Genomic DNA, 16,488 nt, shown 5'->3' with positions numbered 1-16,488 from the left:
CGGCGTGGTTGGGTGGCGACTAGGCGGGGACGACTGAAGCGACGAACGCCCGCACCTGCGCGACCGTCGGGCGTGTCCCGGTGCGGTCGGCGAACAGCAGGTGGGTGGAACCGATCAGGGTGAGACCCAAAGTGTTCAGATCGGCGCCGGCCGGGATCCGGCCGATCGCCTGCTCCGCGGTCAGGTACTCCAGCAGGATCCGGCCGGCATCGGTCAGGATCGGTACGCCGGTCGGCACCGCCGCGCGCAAGCGGGCCCGCAGGCCGTCGCGCGAGATCGTCAGGCTGACGATCGCCACCGCGACCGACCCGAACAGATCGGTCAGCATCGCGGTCAGGTTGTCGACGACCGTCCCGTGGCCGACCGAGTCCCGCAGTACGGCGGCCTGGTCGTCGAGGCGACGGATGCGGTCCAGGACGAGCTCGGCGAGGAAGCCGTCGAAGTCGGTGAAGTGCTTGTGCAGGACACCTTTCGCGACGCTGGCCTCGGTGGTCGCCGCGCGACTGGTGAGCGCTTCCGGCCCGTCCCGGAGCAGCACCCGCTCGGCGGCGTCGAACAGTTGCTCCCGCGCGTCCCGCATCGCCACGCCCGTCGGCATACGCACCTTCCTTGACGCGAGTGGGCAACCGCCCACTATCGTGGGCACATGCCCACTCTACCGTCGCCCGAGCCCGGAGGACCGGCCCGTGCACGCGCCCATTCCCGGCGCGACATGGCCGAATCCTTCGGCACCGATCCCGCTCTCTACGACCGCGCCCGCCCGCAGTACCCCGAGGCCTTGATACACGCGGTCGCCGCCTCAGCGCCCGGAACCGACGTGCTCGACGTGGGCTGCGGGACCGGGATCAGTTCCCGCCAGTTGCAGGCGGCCGGTTGCCAGGTGCTTGGCGTCGAGGTGGACGAGCGCATGGCGGCGTACGCGCGCACCACCGGTGTGGACGTCGAGGTCTCCCCCTTCGAGTCCTGGGACGTGGCCGGACGGGCCTTTGATCTCCTCACGGCCGGGATGGTGTGGCACTGGATCGACCCGGCCGTCGGCAGCGCGAAGGCCGCCGAAGTCCTCCGGCCCGGCGGTCGCTTCGCCGCCTTCTGGTACGTCCTGCAGCCGCCGGCCGACCTCGGCGCCGCGTTCGCCGCGGTCCACCGCGAGGTCATCCCGGACAGCCCGGCCGCGTCCCACGCCGCCGCGTCACCCCTCGGCGCGTACGAGCACTTCCTCGATCAGACGGCCGACAGCCTCACCGCGACCGGTGCCTTCACCGACCTCGAGCGCCCGACGTTCCCGTGGTCGCGGGAATACACCCGCGACGAATGGCTCGACCAGCTCCGGACGAGCGGCCTGGCGAAACCGCTCGCCGACGCCGGCAAGCTCGACGCCGTCCTCGAAGGGACCGGCGCCGCGATCGACGCGGTCGGCGGCAGCTTCACGCTCGACTCCGTCGCCGTCGCCCTCACCGCGACCAGGAAATGAACGTGCGCCCGGCCGGGGTGCTGGCCGGACGCACGGATCGTGGCGGATCTGCAGGCCATCACAATCCGGAGATCGCGGCTGCCGGCACGCTCAGGCGGGCGGTGCGTTCGCGATTGTGATGGCCTGGGGATCCTCAGCGCGAGGACGGGGTCGCGCTCGGGTTGTTCGGGTTGCGGAAGCCGCCGCCGAACGAGCCCTGGCGGACGCTGTTCGCGGTGATCGAGCCGTTCGCGTTCTGACCGGTGACGACCACCTGCTCCCCCGCCTTCAGATCTGCGGCGGTCCCCTTCGCGGTGATCTCGTATGTCGTGTCGCCGGTCAGCTTCACCGTGACGCTCCCGGACTGGGTCTTCACGACCAGCTCGGAACTGTTCGCCGACACGACGGTGCCGATCGTGCCGCCGCCACCCTGACCACCGGGCTGCCCCGTACCGTTCTGGCCGCGGAAACCGCCGTACCCACCGGCTCCATACCCGCCCGCACCGCGGCCGCCCGCCTGCGGCTGGTTCGACGAGCTGTCCGAGGCGAACGCGGCGTGCAGCCCGGCGCCGCCCCCGAGACCGACGGCGAGCACGACCACACCGGCGAGGATCGCCGTCGCCAGCGGCAGGTTGAGGGTCTTCTTCGGCTTCAGCGCCGCGTCGACTTCCTCGTCGGACCCGATCTGGGCGAACTCGTCGGGCGTCTGGTTGCTCATGGTGCCTCTCACTCGTGTCGTAGTGCGTCGATGGGACGGAGTCCGGCGGCTCGGTGCGCCGGCATGCTGCCGAAGAACAGGCCGACCGCCGCGGACACGCCGAGCGCGAGTCCGATCGACGACGGCACCAGCGCGGGCGTCACGCCGGCGAGCTGGAAGCGGGTGACGATCAGCGCGGCCCCGACGCCGACCGCGCCGCCGATCAGGCTGAGCAGCGTCGCCTCGATCAGGAACTGCCCGAGGATCGTCCGCCGCCGCGCGCCGAGCGCCTTCCGGATTCCGATCTCGCGGGTCCGCTCGGTGACCGTGACGAGCATGATGTTGGTGACACCGATCCCGCCGACCACCAGGCTGATCGCGGCGACGGTCGCCAGCAGCGCGGTGAAGGTCGCGGCGGTGTCCTGGCTGGTCTGCAGGATCTGCGCCGAGTTCGTGATCCGGAACGGCGATGTCTCGGTCGCAGGCACCTGGTGCCGAGCGGTCAGCAACTGTGTGACCTCGGCCTGCGCGGTGTCGACCCGGTCCTTGTCAGACGCCTGTACGACGATCTGGTTCAAGGCGCCGTACCCGGCCTGCGTCGCGCGGAGCGTGGTGATCGGGACGATCGCGGTCGCGTTCGGGTCGTTGAACCCGGTGCTGTCCTTGCTGGACAGGACGCCGAGGACGGTGAAGTCGACGGCGCCGAGTTTGATCGTCTGCCCGACCGCACTCGCCGGGCGGGTGAAGAGCTCGGTGGCGGCGGTCTGCCCGAGCACGATGACGCGCTGCGAGCTGTCGACGTCCGCCTGGGTGAACGACCGGCCGATCTGCACCGGGGTGTTCGTGGCGGGCAGGTAGTCCGGCGTGGTGCCGATCACCTGGTTGACGGTGTAGCTGGTGTCGCCGTTGGTCGCCGTACCGGAGCTGGTCATCACCGGGGCGACCGAGGCCACGTCGGGCGCCAGCTTCTTGTCCGCGAGTGCGGCGGCGTCCTCCAGGGTCAGGCTGTACTGCTGGTTCGCCGGGCCGGCCTGGCCGCGGACGAAGCCGCCACCGCCTCCGGTCGTGGAGACCGTGAGCAGGTTCGTGCCCATCGCCTCCAGCCGGTCCTGCACTGCCTTGCCGGAGCCGTTGCCGACCGCAACCAGCACGATGACCGCGCCGACCCCGATCGACACGCCGAGGACGGTCAGCAGGGATCTGAGTTTGTTCGCTGTCAGACCGCGCAGGGCGGCGCCCATCAGATCGCGTGGTGACATCAGCGGGTCACCTCGTCGGAGACGATCTGGCCGTCGGACACCTGCAACACCCGCCGGGCACGAGCCGCGACCTCGTGCTCGTGCGTGATCACCACGATCGTCCGGCCGTTGGCGTGCAGGTCGTCGAACATGCCCAGCACCTCGTCGGTCGAGTGCGCGTCCAGGTTTCCGGTCGGCTCGTCGGCGAGCAGGATCCGCGGACCCGTCGCCAGCGCGCGGGCGATCGCCACCCGCTGCTGCTGACCGCCGGACAGCTGGTTCGGCCGGTGGCCGGTGCGGTCCGCGAGGCCGACCAGCTCCAGCGCCCGATTGGCCCGCCGGCGGCGCTCGGCCCGGCGCAGGTGCGCATAGGTGAGCGGCAGTTCGACGTTCGCCAGCGCGGTCGTGCGGGGAATCAGGTTGAACGACTGGAAGATGAACCCGATCTTCCGGCCGCGGACGAGGGCCTGCTGGTCCTCGGACAGTCCCGCGACGTTGCTGCCGTCCAGCCAGTACTCCCCGCGGGACGGTACGTCGAGGCAGCCGAGGATGTTCATCAACGTCGACTTGCCGGATCCGGACGAGCCCATGACCGCGACGTACTCGCCGGCGTCGACCCGCAGCGACACGCCCCGCAGGGCATGCACCGTGGTCTCGCCGTGGCCGTAGGTCTTGGTGACGTCCCGGATCTCGATCAGGGACTCAGCGGCCACGGAAGCCTCCGGCCCCGGTACCCGCGCCCGCTCCAGCACCCGTACCGGCGCCGGGGAACTGACCGCCGCCTGGCTGACCCTGCCGGTTCTGACCGTTCTGGGTGCCGGTGCCACCGATCGCACCGTGCAGGAGCTCGACCTGGTCGCCCTCGTTCAGACCCGAGGTGATCTGCGTGTAGCTGTCGCCACGAACGCCGACCTTCACCTCCCGCGTGCCACTCCCGTCAGCCATCGTGACCGTGTACGTCGTACCGCTCGTCGCGATCGCCGTACTCGGGACGAAGAGGGCGTTGGCGGCCTTCGCGGTCTGGACCGTGACGTTCGCGGTCTGGCCGATCCGAGCGTTCGCCGGGAGCTTGGCGAGGCTGAACGTCGCGGAGTACGAGACGACGCCGTTGGTGGTGGTCGGCGTCGGCGAGACCGTCGCCAGCGAGGCGGTCAGCGACGTACCGGGCTGGGCGTTCAGGGTCACGGTCGCGGACTGGCCGGCCTTGATCTTGATCGCGTCGGCCTCCGCGAACGCGGCCACCACCTGGAGCGACTTCAGGTCGGAGATGTCGACGAAGCCGGTACCCGACGTGGACGACGTACTCGAGCTCGTCGAGGATGAACCTTGACCTGAGGTCGAGGCTTGGCCGGTGCCGCTGCTGCTGCCTGAACCTGAGCTGGACCCGCCGGCCACCGAGCCGACCGAGCCGTTGATCGCGGTGACGGTGCCGGCGATCGGCGCTTTCAGGGTGGTCGCGTCGACGGCGGCCTGGGCGGCCTCGACGTTCTGGTCGGACTGCTCCTTGTCGGCCTTGGCCTTCGCCAAGCTCGCCTCGGCGTTGCTGACGGCAACTTCCGGACTCTGACTCTGCCCTTGACCTTGAGACTGTGTCTGAGATTGGGACTGCTGTTGACCGTTGGAAGCAGTGGGGGTCGGGGACGGCGAGGCCGAGGCCTCCTCGGCCGCCTCGAGCGCGTCCTGCGCGTCCTCGAGCGACCCCTCGGCGGCGGTCACCGAGTTCGCCGAGGCGATCTGGTTCTGGTCGGCGATCCGCAGCTGCCGCTCGGCCGCGGCCGGGTCGATCTTCGCGATGGCTGCGCCCTTCGCCACAACCTGGCCGACCTTCACCAGCACCTGGGTCACCGTGCCCGAGGTCTCGAACTGCGGCGACGCGGTCTGGGAGCTCTGCAGGGTGCCGCTGGAGCTCACGCTCGCGGTCACCGCGCCCCGCTGCACGGCGACGGTCGGCCGGGTCGCGCTCGCGGCCGGCGGGTCCTTCTTGAAGAACAGGAAATAGGCGGTGACTGCGATCACCACGACGATGGCTACCAGAGCCACGTTCACGAAGTTGAGGCCACGGATCTTGTGGCGGGGTAGCACCATGGCAGCAGACGGTAGGCACGGTTGCTGAGGAGGAGATCCTCACTTCCTGGCAACAACCTGTGAACCAGATATCGATTTGGGGCGTCGTACGTCAGGTGCCCGGCGACACACCGTGGTCTGTGAACACTCGATAACAGCGGGTCACGACCGCGTTATCAAGGGCTGTCAGGTGCGTACATATGGCTCGGACATGCCAAAATGGGAATGATCCGGGCCGGCCGACCGTTGGCACGGATGACGATCTCGGAGGTTTGACATGTCTAATCGCGTACTGCGTGGTTCGGGGCTGGGTGGGGTCAGCTTCGAGGATGACCGCGGTGTCGAGTTCGCGCCGCGCCAGATGATCACGTATGACTGCCCCCGCGGCCACGTGGTCGAGGTGACCATGGCGCACGACGCCGAGGTGCCCGCGGTCTGGGAATGCCCGCACTGCGGCAGCGAGGCCGCCCGGTCCACCGGTGAGAAGCCGGAGCCGAAGCAGGAGAAGCCGGCCCGTACGCACTGGGACATGCTGCGCGAGCGCCGGAGCATCTCCGAGCTGGAGGAGCTGCTGGCCGAGCGGGTCGAGCTGCTCCGTAAGGGCGAGATCGGTCCGGCGCACCTGCACCGGACCAAGCGCACGGCCTGAGCCTAAGCACAGGGACCCTCACCGCAACGGCGCGGTGAGGGTTTCTTTGTGATCCGATTTGCCTAAAGGGTTTAGGTAATTTCATAATGAGCTATGGCAAGAGCGGGGTTGAGCGGCGTGCGGCTGGCGCAGGCGGGTGCCGAGCTCGCCGACGAGGTTGGCTTCGAGCAGGTCACCGTGTCGGCGCTGGCGCGGCGGTTCGGCGTCCAGGTGGCGAGTCTTTACTCACATGTGAAGAGCTCGCAGGACCTGAAGGCGCGGATCGCGACAGTCGCGCTCTCCGAGCTGGCCGACCACGCCGCTGCCGCCCTGGCCGGTCGCTCCGGGCGTGACGCGCTCACCGCGTTCGGGAACGTGTACCGCGACTATGCGCACAACCACCCGGGTCGGTACGCCGCTGCCCGGTACCTGACCGCCGCGCCGTCTCCGGAGTACATCGAGGCGGGCCGGCGGCACTCCGAACTGACCCGGGCGCTGCTGCGCGGGTACGACCTCGGCGAGCCCGCGCAGACCGATGCGATCCGGCTGCTCGGGAGCGTCTTCCACGGGTACGTCAGCCTCGAGCTGACCGGCTCGTTCAGCTACAGCTCGCCGGACAGCGCGGACAGCTGGCCGCGCATCCTCGACTCCCTCGACTCCCTCCTCCGCAACTGGCCCGAGAGGCATCTTTCGTGATCACCACCGACATCACCACCGACCTGCTCCGCGGCAGCCTCGACCTCGAGAAGACCGAGCGCGGACTCCTCCCGCACCGCCTGCCCGCCTGGGCGCGGACGCAGTACGACGACGCTCAGATGTCGATGGTCGAGACGCAACCGTCCGGGGTCCGGCTCGTGTTCCGCACCGCGGCGACCGTGATCGAGCTTGAGACGGTGCCGACGAAGCGGGACTACGTCGGCGCCCCGGAGCGGCCGGACGGCGTGTACGACGTACTCGTCGACGGACAGTTGTTTCGTCAGCTGACCGCGCGTGGTGGTGATGTGATCACCATCGATCTGCGGACCGGCGCGAGCGAGCTCCAGGTGGGCGAGCCTGACACGCTGCGGGTCGACGGGCTGGACGGCGTACCGAAGACGGTCGAGATCTGGTTGCCGCACGCCGAGACGACCGAGCTTGTTGCCCTGCGCACCGATGCGCCCGTCGAGCCGGTGCCGTCGGTGCGCCCGGTGTGGGTGCATCACGGCAGCTCGATCAGTCACGGTTCGAACGCGACGCACCCGACCGGCACATGGCCGGCGCTGGCCGCGGCTCAGGCCGGGGTCGAGCTGGTGAACCTGGGCTTCGGCGGCAGCGCGTACCTGCAGCCGTTCATCGCGCGCACCATCCGCGAGACGCCGGCCGATCTGATCAGCGTCAAGCTCGGGATCAACATCGTGAACGCCGACGCGATGCGCCTGCGGTCGTTCACCCCCGCCGTCCACGGCTTCCTCGACACGATCCGCGACGGCCACCCGGAGACGCCACTGCTCGTGGTCTCCCCCATCCTCTGCCCCATCCACGAGGACACACCGGGCCCGACCGGCTGGGATCTGTCCGCGCTGGCCGCCGGCGAGATCCGCTTCAGCGCCACCGGCGACCCCGACGACGTCCCGGCCGGCAAGCTCACGCTCTCGGTCATCCGCGCCGAACTCGCCCGCATCGTCACCCAGCGCGCCCTGTCCGACACGAACCTCTTCTACCTCGACGGCCTGGACCTATACGGCGAGGCCGACAACCGGGTCCACCCGCTGACCGATGACCTGCACCCCGATGCGCCCACCCACGAACTGATCGCGAGCCGCATCACGCGGCACCCTTTCTTCGACCGCTGATCCGCCGCTGGGGCGGCCGCCGACCGGCCGCCCGGCCGGTCCGATACCCGGGCGTCGCGCCGGATTCGGGTGTCAGCGCCGGGAGCCACGGGCACTGCTAACGCTGACGTGGTTCAAGGAAAGGCGCGCGACATGATCACCGAATCGTTGACCTACGAGCGGAACGGGGAGGGTTCGGGGGAACGACTCGATCGGCATTGGAACGAACTGCTGCAGGAGTTGCGGCTGGTACTGACCGGCACGCAGATCCTCTTCGCGTTCCTGCTGGGAATCGCATTCCAGAGCCGGTTCCACATCACCGACGAGTTCACGCACGTCGTGTACACCGGCACGCTCGTCGCCGCGGCGCTCGCCGTCGCGCTGTTCCTGGCTCCGGTCGCCCTGCACCGGCAGCTGTATCAGCGGGGTCTGCGTGACCGTCTGGTCACCACCACGGACCTCCTGGCCCGAGCAGGGATGACGCTGCTCGTGGTGTCGGTGTGCGGTGGCCTGCTGATCGCGCTGGACGTCGTACTGCGCCGGTCGCTCGCGATCGCCGTGGTCGCCGGCGTGCTGGTCTGGTTCGCGACGTTCTGGCTGGTGCTGCCGGCGTACGTCGGGAGCCGGCGGACCGACTCCTGACTGTACGACGTGCTGCTCAGGTCAGGTGGTCGGTTCAGGTGAAGATGCTGACGCCGCCGGGGCCGACCAGGAGGCCGATGACGATCAGGGCCGCGCCCCAGAGGATCTGGCCACGGAACAACGACACGATGCCGGAGATGACGAGGATCACCGCGATGATCCAGAGGATGAATGCCATGTCTCTTCCCTTGTGACGGACCGGGCGGCTGCCCGGCGGTACGGGTTCTTGCGGCAGCCAGGTGCCCGCGCGAACCAGCAGCGAAACTCGCAGGGACGGCCCACGATGCAGCTACCGGCCGGACTGCTCGGACATGCATCAAAAGTGCTCTGATGGGCACCAGTAACGCATGGCGACCAGAGAACACCGGGTGCGGGCGACCGGCACGGATCGCTCGCCACAGCTGAGGTACATCAAGACGCTGGACTGTGACGCGGAACGTTTGTGGACGCTGATGACGAAACCGGAGCTGCTCAGCGAGTGGCTGGGGGCAACGATTTTCAGCGACACCCAGTACGGGGGTTTCACGGTGACGACCGGCGCCGGCACACAGCGAACAGGGCTCGTGACGGCCTGCGTCCCACAGCACTACGTGCAGTTGGCGTGGGACGACCCGCCACATGCACCGAGCACGGTCATCGCGGATGTGGTTCCCGGCACTCATGACGCGCACCTGATCCTCACGCACGGCGGCCTCGCGCGCGAACTCGTCGCGGGCTACCGCGTCTTCTGGACGGGGGCGTTGGAGCGGCTCACGCAGTACGTCGCGGGCCGGCTGCCGAAGCGGGCACCGTCACCGTGGCAGCTCCCCGGAAGCGCCGGCGGCAGCTGACTTTCACGGTACGGCGCGTGCGGCGCGGGGCTCTGCGCTTCGGGAGGGTGCGCTGCGGGGCTCGCCGGTGACCGTGCGATGCGCGGCGGCCGCGAGGCTCGGTTGCAGGCGACGTACGACTTCCAGGTGATCGTTGGTCCACAGGATCCGGATGGCGGTCGGCGTCGCCTGTCCCTCCACGTCGTACAGATCACGCCGTACGGCGTCGACGAGGCGCGCCTTGGTCGCGTGATCGCGCTCGAGCGGGTCGGGCACGTGACCACGTCCGTCCAGGGCTCCCGCGAGATCGGAGTACCACTGCAGCAGCCGGTAGGCCGACGCGAGCAGCGCTGCCTGTGCGGCGGCCCGATCATCGGTCGGCGCGCGTCCATCGGCGTACCGCTCCCACAGCTCGAGTACGGCGTCCGCCGCCAGCCGGATCCCGACGACTCCGGTGACGAGCGCCGTCATGTCGCTGAGCGGCACCCGCTTCGCTCCGCGTTCGGCGAGGTACGTGCGGAACGTGTCGTCGAGTCGGCGAGCCGCGGCGGCCGCGCGGCGCCCGTCCTGCGGAACTGTCGGTCCGGCCGCGCAGCAGGATACGGCGTACCCGACGACGTCCACCAGGTACCGCGCGCTGTCCGCGTACGCCTCTGCCAGTGCCTTCCCGACCGCCTTCGCGGCGCCGTGCGGCCAGAACAACAGGCCGACGAGCAGACTCACTGCGCACCCGAGCGCGATGTCCTCGATGCGGAACAGGATCAGCGACCAGCCTTGGGGTTGAGCGATGTTGAACAGGATCACCAGCGTCACCGTGAACGCCGCCTGCCCGGTCGCGAACGAGATCGCGGCCGGCACGATCCCGGCGATCAGCACCGCGACCGGGAGCAGGATCCACAGCGCCATCCGGTTCTCGCCGATCAGCGCCAGGAGACCGGCGCCGATGATCGAGCCGACCACCGTCCCGCTGATCGCGCGATACGCGTTCTGACCGGTGTTCAACGCGTTGGAACGCAGTACCGACAACGTCCCGAGGATGACCCAGAAACCGTGCTCTACGCCGGTCAGGTTCGCCACCGCAACCGCCCCGGCCAGACCGACCGCTCCCCTGATGCTGTTGTGCAGCCAGACCGAATGCGGCTCGAGGTGCGCCGTGGCGCGTTCGACCGCGCTGGCCACCGGACCACGCAGCGAACTCGGCTCGCGCCCGAGCAGACGCTCCCCCCACGTCCGCTGCTCCGCGGCCCGTGCGGCCTCGACGTTCTGCGCAACCAGCAGGACGGCGAACGCGATCTCCTGCGCGCGGAACGACACGCCCAGGGTGCTGACCAGCTCGGCGATGCCGACGTGTGATCCGGCCGGCAACCGAGACACCGCGCTCTCCTCGAGCAAGGCGACCACATCCCGCAGAGCCTTGGAGGCGGCGGTCAGCTCGTCGACGGACCGAGCCGGATCCTCCAGCAGGTCCGCGCATAGCTCCAGCACCTCCGCGGCCGCGACATGCACAGCGGCAGACTCGGCGTCGCACGTCGGTCCCGGCGTCATACCCGGCCCGGATTCGCCGAGGATCGCGCTCAGCCAGGTGAGCTCGTCCACCAACCGCACGATGGACCTCGACCCGGTGGACAAGCCGGTCGGCCGGTACGGCGTCGAGGTGAACGCACGCCGCAACTCGTCGCTCAGCTTCGCGGCATGCTCCGTCCGTACGACGCAGACCTCGGGCGTGTCCCGTGCCTCGGAGCGCACCTGCGCGGCCGCCGCCCGGCACACCCGAGCCGCGGGAGCCCCGAGCGGATCGGCCGGCGCCCGCGGCCACAGCAGCCACGCGGCGAACACGGCCGCAACGCCGGCGATCGCTACCCCGGTCAGTCGATCGGGCACGGCGGACATCGGCGCCGGTGTCGCCACGGACAGGATGAACGCGAGCAAGAGCGACGTACTCGCACCGGCGAGGACCGAGCTGACCACTCCGGAGAACAGGACGCTGAAACCGACGACGGCCGTGGCGACGATCGCCGACCACATCGACTGACTCGCGAGGGTGCCCAGCGAGACCAGCACGAGCCACGCCAGCGCGAGCTGGGTCTGCGCCCGGATCCGCTGCGCCGCGGTGCCCGGGAAATCGACCAGCAGCAGCATCGCGAACGCACCGAACGCGGCGAAGGTCCCGATCGCCGGCGCCTTCAGTACCTCGGCACAGAACGCGAACAGAATCGGCATCACCACCGCGGTCCTGGCCGCCCGGCGCGTCGCACCGAGACCAGGGTCCCGTCGGCGCAGCCACGCGACGAGCCGGCCGCCGAGTGCCTTCACCCGCATCCCTGACCCTTCGCTCCCCGACCGCCCGACCCCGATCTGTGCCAGTGTCCTCCACCCGGTCGCTCCGGTCACGCGCCCTGGCTGATCGGATCGGGCAACCTCAGTTCGGCCGCTCCGCGCACAGGCAGCCGACCCCGCGCTCGATCCACTCCGGGAGCCGCCAGTCGGGGTGGCGCTCGATCATCAGCGCCCGTACCTCGGCCGCGGTGTCGTCCTCGGACACGTTCGAGTCCCGCCGGCGCCAGGTCTCGTCACGCAGCTCCGTGAGGTAATCGCGGACCTGCCCGAGCAGGCGCGCGTCACCGATCGCTCCATGACCGGGTACGACGATGCTCGGTGGTTCCGTCACGAGGCGTTCCATCACCGCGATCCAGCGCAGACCGGACACATCCACGTCGTACGGCGGGAACCACGGGAAGATCGCGAACTGGCCGGCCTCGACGAGATCGCCGGTGAACATCACGCCCGCGTCGGGGACCGTGATGACCTGATCCCCCTTGCTGTGCGCGCGTCCGGTCGGCCGGAGCTCGACGGTCCGGCCACCGAGGTCGAGCTCGTACGTGCCGTCGTACGTCAGGTCCGGCGTCGGGAGTTCCACGCCCTCCAGCTCGCGGGCGACGGGCTCGCCGAGTTGCCGGAACATCGTGAGGTAGCCCTCCCCCTTGCCGGCCAGGTCGTCGGCCTGCGCGGCGTTGACCAGGTACGTCGCCTCCTCGGCGAACACCTGTGCGCCGAAGGCATGCTCGGGGTGGAAGTGCGTGGTGGTCAGGTAGAGGCGGCGCCTGTTGGCGTACTCGGTGGCGAACTTCAGCACCTGCTCGGCGTTGCGCGGGCCGAGACCGGTGTCGATCACGAGCACCGAATGGCTGCCGCCGATCAGGCCGATGTTCGGCACCAGGTCCACGTCCTGATTCGGGATGACAACGAAGTCGCGCGCGACCTCCTGGATGTCGGTGAGGTCGACGATCGGGTCGGCGTACGCTCAGGCAGACCAGGTTCGGGCGCGGGGCCGATCGCCGCTGGTTCCAGTTCCCTGCCGGCACGGACCCGGTGTGGCAGGCCTATTGGAACGGCGGGACACCACGCGAGGGTCCCGTCGTACGTGCCGTGCAGGAATGTCTGCAAGCAGTCCTGTGGAACGGCACGATCGGCCTCACTCCCCTGAGCCACCACGAGCCCGGCGACGAGTTCGCCACCGTCCCGGTCATCGACATCCCGCCCAGCGCGGTCGTCGTCGCCTGGCTCGACGCGAACCCCCTCAACCTCTCCTTCGTCCGCACCGCCCGCGCCGTCTACCGGTCGACGACACCCACCGGCGCTACTTCTTCTCCAGCGTGATCGTGACCTTGTCCGGCGTCGGCACCACGACGGTGAAGACCTCGGGATTCGCGGCGAACTGCAGCGCACGACAGGACTTGCCGGGAACCGTCCGCACGACGTACGGCGATTCCGCCGTCCCCTCGCCTGCCGAGATCACCACCGGCACCTGCCCTTTCGCCGTCTCGCAGGCCTTCAAGCCGTACGTCGCCCAGAACGCCGCCGCGCGCCCGCCCGAGCCGCTCAGCATCGCCACCTGGCCCGCGGCCGAAGCCTGATCGCTCGAGCCACCGCCGGCCGGTGCCGAGGTCAGCGCGAGCTGGAACCCGAGACCGCCGATGCCGGCCAGGAAGGCCCCGACCCACAACACGATGTGCTGCCCGGAGAAGACCTCGGACAGCTTCGTGTACGCCCCGCGGTCGATGAGATCGGTCCGGATCGACTCGTAGAGCACGAGGTTCGCCGCGTTGTCCTCGATCGCCTCCCGATAAGCCTGCTCGCCGGCGACCGCTGCTTGGTAGGCGACCACGTCGTTCGTCTGCTGCGCCGCCACGGCCGCCCGCTCGCATTCGTCGACCTCATCGGGCAGCTCGACCTCGGCCCGGCGGAACGCGGCGAGCTGATCCCGATACTGCTGCAAGGTCGATGCGTCGGCGGGCAGGACCGAATCCGGATGAGCCTCGATTCTGTCGATCAACGTCTGCGGTAGATCGTCGAGACTCATCTCGACCGGCAGCAGAACCTTGCTGACGCTGAACACCAGCAACCCGATGCCGATCAGACCGGCCGCACCGAGCAGTCCCGCGAGAATCAGCTGGAACGCATCGTCGTGGAAGTCGAGACTCGGCCGGGTAATGATCGGTCCGGCGCCGAAGACCACCGCCGCGACGGCAGCCAGCGCAGTGATCAGCCACTTCGCCGTACTGCGCAGCTCGGCCGACGCCGTCACCCATTTGGTGTCACCCGGAGCGGGAGGAGCCGCGTCAGTCGTTGCCACGTCGCACGCCTCGTGCGCGCCGCCGCTCGGCTACTCGTGTACGCAGCGGACCCGGTCGCCGGCCCCGCTTCCAGGTCGTGCCGTCCCACGTCCAGACCACACCGTCGTGCAGCTGCGTGGCCCCCAGATAGTCCCCGGGATCTGTTGGTGCCTTCGGCGCCATGGTGCCCCCTCCCGACGGCTCGCCCCCACCGACGAGCAACCGCGATGCAAGGAGGTTAAGCCCGCGGCGACACGCCAACAAGACTCTGCGACAATGCGGCGCCCCGGGCCCGTCCCTTGTCATCGGCAACCGTGTCGACCACGACCGCCCAGGCGAGGATCAGGCGAGGATCAGGCGTTCTTCTCCGGGTCGATGACCTCGCCCTGGATCACGTCGCCCTGGGGCGTGCCGGGCTGGTTGGGGCGGGGTTGGTCGGGTCGGGCCATGTAGGGGGCGAACCCGGCAGGCGGGGCGAGGTTGGTGACGCGGCGGTTCACGAAGCCGGTGAGGCCGCGGCGGGCCAAGGGGCGGGTGAACGGGAGGATGAAGAAGACCGCGAACAGGTCGGTGATGAAGCCCGGGACGAGCAGCAGCGTTCCGCCGATCAGGACCAGCGCGCTGTCGGTCAGCTCGCGGCCGGGGAGCTTGCCCGACTGCAGCGAGGTCTGCAGGGCGTTCCAGGCTCGACGGCCCTCACGCTTCACCAGCCACGCGCCTGCGAAGGCCTCGAGGACCAGCAGACCGACCGTCGGCCAGCCGCCGATCGCATGACCGACCTGGATGATCACGTAGATCTCCACGATCGGAACGGCCAGCAGTGCCAGCCCGATCAACCACGGCATGTCCCTACCCCTTCCGGCGATTCCCCCCAGTGTTACAGGTCCGCGGTACAGGTCGGGGAGATCAGGCCAGGGAGATCAAGCCGGAACCTTCTCGGGGGTGCGGGCCGGGCCGGCGGCCGGAGGCGGCGGCATGTCCTTCGAACGCTTGCGGCGGCGGTCGATCAGGGCCAGCACCACGCCGAGCAGGCCGAGGCCGGTGAGGATCCACTGCGGCCAGCCGCCGAGGGTCGTGGCGAGCGTGTGACCGTCCCGCACCGGCACCGTGGCGACGTACACGTCCGACACGAACTGCGCCGACTTGTGCTCGACGGTTCCGTCCGGACGGATCACCCCGGAGATCCCGCTGGTCGAGGCGATCAGTACGGTGCGCCCGGTCTCGATCGCCCGCATCCGGGTGATCGCGAACTGCTGCTCCGGCTGACCGGTCCCGCCGTACGTCGCGTTGTTGGTCTGCACGATCAGCACCTGCGCACCGCCCTTGACCACGTCCTGGATGACGTTGTCGTAGGCGAGCTCGAAGCAGATCACGTCGCCGTACGTGACTCCGCCGATCGGCATCACGCCGGGACCGACGCCCGGCACGGTCTGCGCGCCGATCATCTCGAGCCGCTTGATGTACGGCAGCAACTGGTTGCGGAACGGGATGTACTCACCGAACGGCACCGGGTGCCGCTTCGCGTACCGCTGGCCAGGGCCGCTGACCGGATCCCACACGATGCCGGTGGTCTGCCGCTCGTTCGGCCCGGGGCCCTCGGTGACGGCACCGACCAGGATCGGTACGCCGACGGCCTTCACCGCCTGCTCGATGTCGGCCCGCGTCTCGTCGTCCTTGTACGGGTCGATGTCGGTCGAGTTCTCCGGCCAGATCACCACGTCCGGCTTCATCTCGGTGCCGGCCTGGACCCGCTTCTCCAGGTCCAGGGTCGCGTTCAGGTGGTTCCGCGTGACGGTCCGGGCGCGGCCGAGGAACTCCAGTCCCTTCCCCGGCACGTTCCCCTGCACGATCGCGGCCTTCACGGGCTTGCCGTCGCCTTCGGTCGACAGGTGGATCAGCGTCGGTCCGAACACGATCACCAGTCCGGCCGCGAGGGCGACCGCCCGCAGGCGCAGCGTGCTGCCGCGCCGGAGGACGGCGTACACGAGGACGCCGACGAAGGCGACCAGGAAGCTCAGCCCCGCGATCCCGACGAACGTCGCCAGTTTGCCGAGCGGGACGGCGGCGAACGCCCAGGCGAGCTTTCCCCACGGGAAGCCGCCGAACGGCACGGACGCGGTCGCGAACTCGGTCGCCACCCACAGACAGGGGATCCACAGCATCCACAACCGCAGCTTCAGCACCTGCGTCGCGAACAGCCCGAAGACCGCGTAGAACAGCCCCTCGAGGATCGCCAGCGCGATCGCGGCGTCACCGCCGATCACGCTCAGCCAAGGGACCATCACCGCGTAGTACGCGATCCCGAAGCCGGCGCCGACCAGGAAGCCGGCCTTCATCGAGATCCCGTTCAGCGCGGCGAGGAAGAGCGGTACCGCGACGATCGTCAGCCACGGGTGGTCGTGTGGCTCGAACGCGAACCCGAGCAGTACGCCGGCCAGCACGGCCACCGCCACTCGTGGCAGGAGCCGCCCCAGCGCCTTCAACCGGTCCACGCGGTAACCCCTTGTCCTCACTCACCGGCCGGACGCCGGTCGCA

General features: G+C 69.5%; 18 protein-coding genes. 7 read left to right on the top strand and 11 right to left on the bottom strand.

The features are described 5' to 3' along the window. Nucleotides 1-19: 19 nt before the first annotated feature. A complete protein-coding gene (locus tag AC0662_RS06250) occupies nt 20-598 on the bottom strand; it encodes a hypothetical protein (RefSeq protein ID WP_478298905.1) in 579 nt (192 codons plus the stop codon). A gap of 48 nt (nt 599-646) precedes the next feature. Here AC0662_RS06250 and AC0662_RS06245 point away from each other — a divergent pair, with 48 nt between their 5' ends. Next, complete coding sequence (locus tag AC0662_RS06245) at nt 647-1,471, top strand: class I SAM-dependent methyltransferase (RefSeq protein ID WP_452202768.1); 825 nt, start codon at nt 647-649, stop codon at nt 1,469-1,471. A 133-nt stretch (nt 1,472-1,604) separates the two neighbouring features. Here AC0662_RS06245 and AC0662_RS06240 read toward each other — a convergent pair whose 3' ends face one another. The 4 genes from AC0662_RS06240 to AC0662_RS06225 are packed head-to-tail and all read right to left on the bottom strand — an operon-like array spanning nt 1,605 to nt 5,470. Beyond that, the gene (locus AC0662_RS06240) at nt 1,605-2,168 is read right to left on the bottom strand and encodes a hypothetical protein (RefSeq protein ID WP_478298903.1); all 564 of its coding nucleotides are present in this window, start codon (nt 2,166-2,168) and stop codon (nt 1,605-1,607) included. Nucleotides 2,169-2,176: 8 nt separating this feature from the next. After that, entirely contained in the window at nt 2,177-3,406 is a 1,230-nt protein-coding gene (locus tag AC0662_RS06235; RefSeq protein WP_478298901.1) for an ABC transporter permease, read from the bottom strand. Continuing rightward, nucleotides 3,406-4,098: an ABC transporter ATP-binding protein gene (locus tag AC0662_RS06230; protein WP_478298899.1), complete on the bottom strand. Its 693-nt coding sequence runs from the start codon at nt 4,096-4,098 to the stop codon at nt 3,406-3,408. The genes AC0662_RS06235 and AC0662_RS06230 overlap by 1 nt, the downstream gene beginning before the upstream one ends. After that, nucleotides 4,088-5,470 carry an efflux RND transporter periplasmic adaptor subunit gene (locus tag AC0662_RS06225; RefSeq protein WP_478298897.1) on the bottom strand — a complete coding sequence of 461 codons (1,383 nt, stop codon included), beginning with the start codon at nt 5,468-5,470 and terminating at the stop codon, nt 4,088-4,090. Before AC0662_RS06225 ends, AC0662_RS06230 begins: the two co-directional genes overlap by 11 nt. A 256-nt stretch (nt 5,471-5,726) precedes the next feature. On the opposite strand from AC0662_RS06225, the gene AC0662_RS06220 reads away from it, so the two are divergent. From AC0662_RS06220 to AC0662_RS06205, 4 genes are all read left to right on the top strand, one after another. Further along, on the top strand, nt 5,727-6,098 hold the full coding sequence (locus tag AC0662_RS06220) for an RNA polymerase-binding protein RbpA (RefSeq protein ID WP_130448290.1): 372 nt from the start codon (nt 5,727-5,729) through the stop codon (nt 6,096-6,098). Between the two features lie 93 nt (nt 6,099-6,191). Then, nucleotides 6,192-6,773 carry a TetR/AcrR family transcriptional regulator gene (locus AC0662_RS06215; RefSeq protein WP_478298893.1) on the top strand — a complete coding sequence of 194 codons (582 nt, stop codon included), beginning with the start codon at nt 6,192-6,194 and terminating at the stop codon, nt 6,771-6,773. Then, nucleotides 6,770-7,909, top strand: coding sequence for a GDSL-type esterase/lipase family protein (locus AC0662_RS06210; RefSeq protein ID WP_478298891.1), 1,140 nt, complete (start codon nt 6,770-6,772; stop codon nt 7,907-7,909). Before AC0662_RS06215 ends, AC0662_RS06210 begins: the two co-directional genes overlap by 4 nt. Nucleotides 7,910-8,041: 132 nt before the next feature. Next, complete coding sequence (locus AC0662_RS06205; RefSeq protein ID WP_478298889.1) at nt 8,042-8,530, top strand: DUF6328 family protein; 489 nt, start codon at nt 8,042-8,044, stop codon at nt 8,528-8,530. Between the two features lie 34 nt (nt 8,531-8,564). Here AC0662_RS06205 and AC0662_RS06200 read toward each other — a convergent pair whose 3' ends face one another. Further along, a complete protein-coding gene (locus tag AC0662_RS06200; RefSeq protein WP_387779924.1) occupies nt 8,565-8,708 on the bottom strand; it encodes a GPGG-motif small membrane protein in 144 nt (47 codons plus the stop codon). 169 nt (nt 8,709-8,877) lie between these two features. Between AC0662_RS06200 and AC0662_RS06195 the strand changes: the two genes are divergently transcribed. Then, the gene (locus AC0662_RS06195; RefSeq protein ID WP_452202784.1) at nt 8,878-9,360 is read left to right on the top strand and encodes an SRPBCC domain-containing protein; all 483 of its coding nucleotides are present in this window, start codon (nt 8,878-8,880) and stop codon (nt 9,358-9,360) included. A 3-nt stretch (nt 9,361-9,363) separates the two neighbouring features. On the opposite strand, the gene AC0662_RS06190 is transcribed toward AC0662_RS06195, so the two are convergent. Both AC0662_RS06190 and AC0662_RS06185 read right to left on the bottom strand, forming a co-directional pair. Beyond that, nucleotides 9,364-11,658 carry an FUSC family protein gene (locus AC0662_RS06190; RefSeq protein WP_478298887.1) on the bottom strand — a complete coding sequence of 765 codons (2,295 nt, stop codon included), beginning with the start codon at nt 11,656-11,658 and terminating at the stop codon, nt 9,364-9,366. 100 nt (nt 11,659-11,758) lie between these two features. Next, entirely contained in the window at nt 11,759-12,562 is an 804-nt protein-coding gene (locus tag AC0662_RS06185) for an MBL fold metallo-hydrolase (RefSeq protein ID WP_478298885.1), read from the bottom strand. A gap of 146 nt (nt 12,563-12,708) precedes the next feature. Between AC0662_RS06185 and AC0662_RS06180 the strand changes: the two genes are divergently transcribed. Continuing rightward, the gene (locus AC0662_RS06180) at nt 12,709-12,996 is read left to right on the top strand and encodes a hypothetical protein (protein WP_478298883.1); all 288 of its coding nucleotides are present in this window, start codon (nt 12,709-12,711) and stop codon (nt 12,994-12,996) included. Here the strand turns inward: AC0662_RS06180 and AC0662_RS06175 are convergent. From AC0662_RS06175 to lnt, 3 genes are all read right to left on the bottom strand, one after another. Next, entirely contained in the window at nt 12,977-13,972 is a 996-nt protein-coding gene (locus AC0662_RS06175; RefSeq protein ID WP_452202790.1) for a hypothetical protein, read from the bottom strand. The two genes, AC0662_RS06180 and AC0662_RS06175, sit on opposite strands and share 20 nt — an antisense overlap. A gap of 333 nt (nt 13,973-14,305) precedes the next feature. Continuing rightward, the gene (locus AC0662_RS06170; RefSeq protein WP_452202792.1) at nt 14,306-14,797 is read right to left on the bottom strand and encodes an FxsA family protein; all 492 of its coding nucleotides are present in this window, start codon (nt 14,795-14,797) and stop codon (nt 14,306-14,308) included. 75 nt (nt 14,798-14,872) lie between these two features. Then, entirely contained in the window at nt 14,873-16,444 is a 1,572-nt protein-coding gene (lnt, locus tag AC0662_RS06165) for an apolipoprotein N-acyltransferase (RefSeq protein WP_478298880.1), read from the bottom strand. Between the last annotated feature and the right edge of the window lie 44 nt (nt 16,445-16,488).

Source organism: Kribbella sp. NPDC043289 (assembly GCF_056436705.1).
The sequence above is the reverse complement of the archived record's forward strand: the minus strand, read 5'-3'. Positions and strand labels throughout refer to the sequence as shown.

Coding starts and splice junctions, on each gene's coding strand:
- AC0662_RS06250 (WP_478298905.1), bottom strand. CDS start 598: ATGCCGACGGGCGTGGCGATGCGGGACGCGCGGGAGCAACTGTTCGAC.
- AC0662_RS06245 (WP_452202768.1), top strand. CDS start 647: ATGCCCACTCTACCGTCGCCCGAGCCCGGAGGACCGGCCCGTGCACGC.
- AC0662_RS06240 (WP_478298903.1), bottom strand. CDS start 2,168: ATGAGCAACCAGACGCCCGACGAGTTCGCCCAGATCGGGTCCGACGAG.
- AC0662_RS06235 (WP_478298901.1), bottom strand. CDS start 3,406: ATGTCACCACGCGATCTGATGGGCGCCGCCCTGCGCGGTCTGACAGCG.
- AC0662_RS06225 (WP_478298897.1), bottom strand. CDS start 5,470: ATGGTGCTACCCCGCCACAAGATCCGTGGCCTCAACTTCGTGAACGTG.
- AC0662_RS06220 (WP_130448290.1), top strand. CDS start 5,727: ATGTCTAATCGCGTACTGCGTGGTTCGGGGCTGGGTGGGGTCAGCTTC.
- AC0662_RS06215 (WP_478298893.1), top strand. CDS start 6,192: ATGGCAAGAGCGGGGTTGAGCGGCGTGCGGCTGGCGCAGGCGGGTGCC.
- AC0662_RS06205 (WP_478298889.1), top strand. CDS start 8,042: ATGATCACCGAATCGTTGACCTACGAGCGGAACGGGGAGGGTTCGGGG.
- AC0662_RS06200 (WP_387779924.1), bottom strand. CDS start 8,708: ATGGCATTCATCCTCTGGATCATCGCGGTGATCCTCGTCATCTCCGGC.
- AC0662_RS06195 (WP_452202784.1), top strand. CDS start 8,878: ATGGCGACCAGAGAACACCGGGTGCGGGCGACCGGCACGGATCGCTCG.
- AC0662_RS06190 (WP_478298887.1), bottom strand. CDS start 11,658: ATGCGGGTGAAGGCACTCGGCGGCCGGCTCGTCGCGTGGCTGCGCCGA.
- AC0662_RS06170 (WP_452202792.1), bottom strand. CDS start 14,797: ATGCCGTGGTTGATCGGGCTGGCACTGCTGGCCGTTCCGATCGTGGAG.